We start from the raw sequence: 6,163 nt of genomic DNA, 5'->3' as shown, positions 1-6,163 counted from the left end.
CCTGGGTCTCAGGGAAGTCGATGACGAGATTTGGCTCGTCTCATTCCTCGATTATGATCTGGGGTACTTCGACAAAAATGAAAACCGCGTCGAACCGGCAAACAACCCATTCACTCCGGAGAAAGTGTAAACTATCTCTCCGGTATCAAATGTAAACCATGTGACAAGAATGGACCAAGAGAAAATGGTCGGAGTGAGAGGATTCGAACCTCCGACCCCCTCGTCCCGAACGAGGTGCGCTACCAGGCTGCGCTACACTCCGACTTGATGTGTTGGGTTTAAGGGTAAACCCATCGGGAACAGCGGGGCAAGCCCGCGCTGCGTGGAGGGTCATTTAGCAAAGCTGATCTGATCCCGCAAGCGATTTGGCTTGCGCCGCGCCATTTTTTTAAAACTGCGAACAACACCAAGAAGATAGTAGGAGAGGTGAGGGAGGAAACCCCGCTAAAGCCGGTACTTTCCGCAGTATCCCGAACAAGGGTCGCTTCGTGAAACCAGGGCAGTGTTCCAGTCCAAAAACCGATCTGGGGAAAACTGCCAGTTTAGGTAAAACTATTGGGGGCGGTCGGGCTTGCGCTTCTGAAACGACATCGCTATACAGCGTTTCCACGGCCTTGGGGTGTAGCCAAGCGGTAAGGCACCGGTTTTTGGTACCGGCATGCGCAGGTTCGAATCCTGCCACCCCAGCCAATTTTCTTTCCATTGAAATAATAAGTTTTTAAGCAGGATTGGCCTGTTGCGAATTTTCGCAACACATAATGCCAAATCCGACCCTGTGTCGAATGCGCATCGTATGCAATATGAAGCCTTCCATATGATGCGTTATTTCGCGTGACGCTTATCGCGCAGAATGTCGGGTATGGGCCCATGGTGAACGATGATACGTTTAGCATAAGTGGCTGCTTTGCGCCCCCAAATCGGCCGCTCTTAGGAATCCCTCCCGGTTCGCAAAGCTGCCGGTCGTTGCACGACGTGCGAAGGTCGAATGAGGGCGGGAAGCGGAAGTTCGCTGCATCTCGCATCAATGTCCACTATTCGGGACTTTTGGACATCAGAGCAATGGCCATTTCTACATTTAAAACGCGCTCGTATTAGCGTTGGAAATTTGATTGAAAAAATGAAAACATAGTCCTTAGGGTTGATGTGAAGCTTAAGGGCGAAAATGAGCACGGTAGAAAAGGGCAATAGACTTGAAGACAAGTTCTATGACTACCTTTGTGATCAAAAGAACCGTGGTGACTTTGTCTACGGCGCGCATTTCCCAGGGCATTGTAAAATTTACAAGAAAAAGAAGTATCCCTGCAAGACGAGAGAAGCTCCTGTTGAGTTCGATGTTGTGATTGAGCTCTACGGCAAAGGTAGATCAGAACCACATTTGTACGTAGTTTTTGAGTGCAAAAATCACAAAGGCAGTATTCCTGAAATATACGTAAATGATTTTACATCAAAACTGAACGATGTATTCCCCCGTTCATCCAAAGGTATAATTGTTGTATCCACCCGCTTGCAATCTGGCGCTGAGAAAAGCGCCAGAAATCGCGGCTTAGGAATCGCGAAATATGACGAAAATGGCTTGGACATCATCGCAGACCGCAAAGGCGGGATTTGTGCGGAAAGTAGATTTGTAAAATCACAAATTTTCCATCATCAAAGCCCAGCTAAATCGCTAAAATTTTCAGGTTATCATGATGGAAAATTTTTCGGCGCTTTTGATGAATTTTTAGGAGCTTTTGATGAATTTTTAGGAGCTTTTGATGAATTTTTAGGAGCTTTTGATTCAAGTCTACCTACTAATATTGAAACTGGTAAAACAGTTCCCTTTCTTTCAATCGAAGAAATTCAGCAATCCACTCAACAGCTTTTGGACAAAGTGGGATATACAAGCGGATCGGTAGACCTTGCTAAAATCTGTTCAACACTATCTATAGATTTGATCTCTTCTGAAAAAGAGATTCGAGACAACGATGGCAAAATAATATTAGGATCGGCAAATTTCGAAAACAAAACCATCCAGATAAACGCCCACGATAATAAACATCGGAAGCGCTTCACTATCGGTCATGAGATCGGTCACTTTTACTTACGTCATGATAGATACTTACGCTCGGAAACAATCGCAGAGGCTGATCTGTTCATAGACCGGGAGTCTGCTAATAGTTATAACTACGAGCGGCTTGAAATTCAGGCAAATACGTTTGCATCTGAACTACTTCTTCCGAAAGGAATATTTGAATTAAAAACTGCAGAATACAGAGACTTCTTGGGCTATAAAAACCGCGGCCATGGCTACATATTTGTTGATCGCCAAAGACAAAACCTCAGCGACTATCATCATTTGCTTTCTCTATTGTCGGATGAATTTGACACGTCGAAGCAGGCTATCGAAATTAAATTTAAGAAATTGGGATTATTAAATGATGATCGGGGTAGATACTCATGATCTCCAAACTTTTTTTTGGACATAACCCTAAAGCGGTCATCCAACTATCGGCCTGTGCATAATATGGGGCTCAATCAGGATCTTCGTAGCGCTTTTGCCAAATAGCCGCTTAGGGCCGATGTCTCCACCGGCCCAGCAAGTGTTCACAAACTCAAATTTCGACGCTTTCCGAAATCGACAGCGCGTCGTCCAAATCGACACCCAGATAGCGAACGGTGCTATCCATCTTGGTGTGACCAAGCAGCAGCTGCACTGCGCGGAGATTTCCGGTCTTCCGATAGATCTGGGCGACTTTGGTTCGTCGCATAGAGTGCGTTCCATATGCGCTTGGCTCTAGTCCGATCGACCGAACCCAGTCCTTGAGCATTCGGGCATACTGGCGCGTTGAGATATGAGGTCGATCGTGGAACCGACCCGGCCAAAGAAACTTGTGACCCGACATCATCGGATGGGCAATCCAATCGGCAAGCGATTTGCGCGTTCCTTCGGTGATCTCGAAGCGCACAGGCGTGCTGGTCTTGCTCTGTAGGATTGACGCGCGTTCCTTGACTGTTCCGTTCGCGTAGACGTCCGCCACCCTCAGCTGAACGAGATCGCAACCTCTGAGCTTGCTATCCACCGCCATGTTGAACAGGGCAAGGTCACGCGTCGCTCTGGACAGCTCTAGCCGGACGCGGATAGCCCAAACGTGCTTTGGAAGCAGAGGTCGTTTCTGGCCGATGATGCGGCCATGGTTCCAAGCCTTCTTTGACGGTATGACCATGGGCAGGTTTGAAGCGGACATAGCGGTTCCTCCGGACCGATCCCCCCACTCCACACCGTTCGTGACATTCGAACAGCCGATGATAGATGAAGTTGGCGGATGATGCGTTGGCTGCTTCGAGCCCAACCTTGGCATTGGGCATGGCGCAGCGAACGGTCGCCTTCTTGGGCATTCAATTCGGTGGCCACAGTCTGTCTGTCGGCTCACCAACTCGATCCGCAGCCAATCCTACCCCAAGGCCGGCGATAGCCTGAACGCCGCGGCGCTGGTCTGGCCCAAGTCGCGGTCATCGTCGGCGCCCACGACACCGGCCCGCTGATCCGCTCGAGGGATGGGTTCTGGCTCGCGATCCCGACCGAGCCTGCTTGTGGCGGAGGGAAGGCCGAACACGACGGGTCAGGCGGTGGCGTCACGCGCGAAGGCCAGTCGCGGGCTTACCACCGCGCCGATCTTCCTTCCGGTGCCGCAGGTCAAGTTGCCGAAGCGGCTCGACTTGGCGCGGGATGCGGAGCGCGCAGTGAACGGTGTGCCGGGGCTGATCGTGGCGAATTAGCCGAGATGATGTCGAAGAACCACCCGCGGCTACATGGTGTGCGCATCGTATGGTTCACGTCTTTTTGTCTCCATCGTTGCTGGATGATTTTCCATCGCTCGTCGCCTCCAAACTCGGTTTCTCACCTGCGGGGCCAGGCTGGCGATTATCGATCGCTTCAATCACCTTCTTAACTAGGGCGTCCATCTCCTCGTCGGAGATCGTCGGCTGTTTCGCACTGCGGTCCTTAGCAGCGCCCGCCAGTTCCTCGGGCGTCGGGTGCCGCTTCTTTTTCTTCTTGAAGATGAAAAACATATCAATGAGGGCTCTCAGAGCTATCAGCGCGTCTTTGAGCGTATCGAGATCTGGTAGGTCGAAACGCCTGCCGTGCTCCGGTCTCTCGAAATCGATACGTCCTGCGATGAGATCGTCGACCATTTCCGGACCAACGGACTCACACTCTCCCGGGAAGACGTTAACCAGCACGCCTTTGATGTCTTCATTGTCCACGGTTATCCTCCTCCATGCTTAACGGGTCTCCTGCTGTTCTTTGGCTCAACGAACTCGATACTTTCGATTCCTTGCGTCTCCTGCGGACAACAAGCACAAATTGCACTAATCCCAGCACAAGAGTGATTTCCGAAAGCCCGAGCAGGACCGCTGGCGAGGCCGGGACAGTCAGAAACACAAGGATCCCAGCTAGTAACGGCCCCAACCACCAGAACCATAGCGGCCGAGCTTGTATCTCCTTGAATGAGACAACATTGCTGCCTTCGTCTAAAATCAGCTGCAACTTGTTTCGAAGATCTAACGCTCGATCTTCGTTCAAGGTCAATAGACTTATGTCAAAGGGAAAACGGCGCGGAAAGTTCCCCAGGATATACTTGGCAACGTGAACCCTCTCTTCATGCGAAAGATGTGTCAATGCGAAGTGGTCTGCGACCGCCTCATTGAGGGCGTCGTAGTAGACCCTTCCAGCGGTAGATTGTAGATACTGCACGAGTACCAGAGCAATCGTTAGTGCCCACAGCGCCCAAGAGGGCGTCGTAGCGTGATCCATCTGGAATATCCACCATGCAAGTAGGTAGATAAAGGGGAGCCCGGCGACAAGTTCCCGGTAAGCAAGAAGCTGAGCCGAGCGAGACGTATGACCTATTTCATGATAAAGGCGGAACTTTTGCTGCGGGCTCATCTTTATTGCAGGAGAATTTGTGAAAATCATTGCCGATTGTGAGCCGAGAAATGCCAGGTCTGTACTTGGAGCTCTTGTCGGAGCGTCGATAGGCTTTCCGCGTACAACGTAGAATAGATGGAGCCATGAGCTAAGATCCTTGCCATCTACGTTTCCAATTGATTTCAGGATCGTATCAGGAAGGATTTGATTGATTGGAATTTTTTTAAGGTAGCACTCGGGAAATTCGTCTAGGAACCCAGAGATTTTTTGAAGGTCTTGTAGATCGACCAGCGCGCGATGCAAAAGGAAGTCGCAGATCGCGGCAATGGCGATGGAGAAAAGCCTGTATATCGAATAATCGCTAAGCGCGACGGCACCGAAAACTTGGAACGTTAAGAACATATATCTATAGAAAAAATATAACGCAATCTCATTGAGTGACATGCGCCTGTTCCCAATTTTTCTTCGTTCGCGCCAAACAAAGGCACTGGTGCCGTTGACGCACAGCAGAAATCCGTGAGGAGCATATCATGCCACCCACCACTCGCGAAACCGATCTTTCCGCGCCGTGCGAGCGGCTCTCAACGTTGCCGGCCACCGTGCTGCGGGGTGAGGTACTGTCCGGGCGTGTCCCGGCGGAGGGCCTGCTGATCCTGCGCGACGGCGAGCCGGGAGAGCCCGAAGTGACGCTGTCGCCGCTGCGCTATCACTACCAGCACCGCGCGGACCGAACGCTTGGCGGCCTCTGCGATTGGGTCGAGGAGGAAGCGCAGCGGCTTGTGGACCTCCCGGCTCGCCGTCGCGGTCATCCTGGTCGACCTGCACCATACCCGGCACCCAGCAGCCGCTATTGAACAGCGAGCTACTGGGCTACGGCGGCGCCCCGTTGGCACTGATCAAGAGGCGTTCACGGCCAATGGTGATGTGTGGCCATACAGTGTGGCACTATCGGTCTGCTTAGCTGCCGTTTAGTCAAAGTCCGAAGAGTCCGCGAAGTGTTAATTCAAATTGGGCTCGATTTGGCAAAGCAGCAAATGTCTCCTTCGAAGGATTGCAGAGCTGCATCCGAGGTGACGAGCGAATGTCCAGTATGGGCCGAAACCGGCCGCGAATTTGCGCTTCGCGAACGTCCGCTTCGATGACTTTTCGGACGGAACCTGACGGTCAGGTCACGGCCCCAGTGCTGTCGTTCGTTGGGGCCGCACATATGACAGCAAAGTCCGAATTGCTGACAAATGACTTTTGTGGAGTGAA

Annotated in this window: 5 protein-coding genes and 2 tRNA genes; 3 read left to right on the top strand and 4 right to left on the bottom strand. The window is 51.5% G+C overall.

Going from position 1 to position 6,163, the window contains the following annotated elements:
• Window positions 1-185: 185 nt before the first annotated feature.
• Window positions 186-262 (bottom strand) — tRNA-Pro (locus K5905_RS25100).
• 353 nt (window positions 263-615) lie between these two features.
• Here K5905_RS25100 and K5905_RS25095 point away from each other — a divergent pair.
• Window positions 616-690, top strand: a tRNA-Gln gene (locus K5905_RS25095).
• A 472-nt stretch (window positions 691-1,162) separates the two neighbouring features.
• The gene (locus K5905_RS25090; protein ID WP_297589207.1) at window positions 1,163-2,440 is read left to right on the top strand and encodes an ImmA/IrrE family metallo-endopeptidase; all 1,278 of its coding nucleotides are present in this window, start codon (window positions 1,163-1,165) and stop codon (window positions 2,438-2,440) included.
• Window positions 2,441-2,591: 151 nt separating this feature from the next.
• Here K5905_RS25090 and K5905_RS25085 read toward each other — a convergent pair whose 3' ends face one another.
• From K5905_RS25085 to K5905_RS25075, 3 genes are all read right to left on the bottom strand, one after another.
• A complete protein-coding gene (locus K5905_RS25085; RefSeq protein WP_297589205.1) occupies window positions 2,592-3,224 on the bottom strand; it encodes a tyrosine-type recombinase/integrase in 633 nt (210 codons plus the stop codon).
• Between the two features lie 586 nt (window positions 3,225-3,810).
• On the bottom strand, window positions 3,811-4,245 hold the full coding sequence (locus tag K5905_RS25080) for a hypothetical protein (RefSeq protein WP_297589203.1): 435 nt from the start codon (window positions 4,243-4,245) through the stop codon (window positions 3,811-3,813).
• Window positions 4,235-5,353, bottom strand: coding sequence for a hypothetical protein (locus tag K5905_RS25075; RefSeq protein WP_297589201.1), 1,119 nt, complete (start codon window positions 5,351-5,353; stop codon window positions 4,235-4,237). The genes K5905_RS25080 and K5905_RS25075 overlap by 11 nt, the downstream gene beginning before the upstream one ends.
• A gap of 86 nt (window positions 5,354-5,439) precedes the next feature.
• Here K5905_RS25075 and K5905_RS25070 point away from each other — a divergent pair, with 86 nt between their 5' ends.
• Complete coding sequence (locus K5905_RS25070) at window positions 5,440-5,763, top strand: hypothetical protein (RefSeq protein WP_297589199.1); 324 nt, start codon at window positions 5,440-5,442, stop codon at window positions 5,761-5,763.
• Window positions 5,764-6,163 lie beyond the last annotated feature (400 nt).

It is taken from the genome of Roseibium sp. (assembly GCF_025698965.1).
Lineage (GTDB): Bacteria > Pseudomonadota > Alphaproteobacteria > Rhizobiales > Stappiaceae > Roseibium.
This window is presented reverse-complemented; position numbering and strand designations above follow the sequence as displayed.

What these genes read in the sequence shown, in the direction of transcription:
- K5905_RS25090 (WP_297589207.1), top strand. Translation starts at nt 1,163, where the DNA reads ATGAGCACGGTAGAAAAGGGCAATAGACTTGAAGACAAGTTCTATGAC.
- K5905_RS25085 (WP_297589205.1), bottom strand. Translation starts at nt 3,224, where the DNA reads ATGTCCGCTTCAAACCTGCCCATGGTCATACCGTCAAAGAAGGCTTGG.
- K5905_RS25075 (WP_297589201.1), bottom strand. Translation starts at nt 5,353, where the DNA reads ATGTCACTCAATGAGATTGCGTTATATTTTTTCTATAGATATATGTTC.
- K5905_RS25070 (WP_297589199.1), top strand. Translation starts at nt 5,440, where the DNA reads ATGCCACCCACCACTCGCGAAACCGATCTTTCCGCGCCGTGCGAGCGG.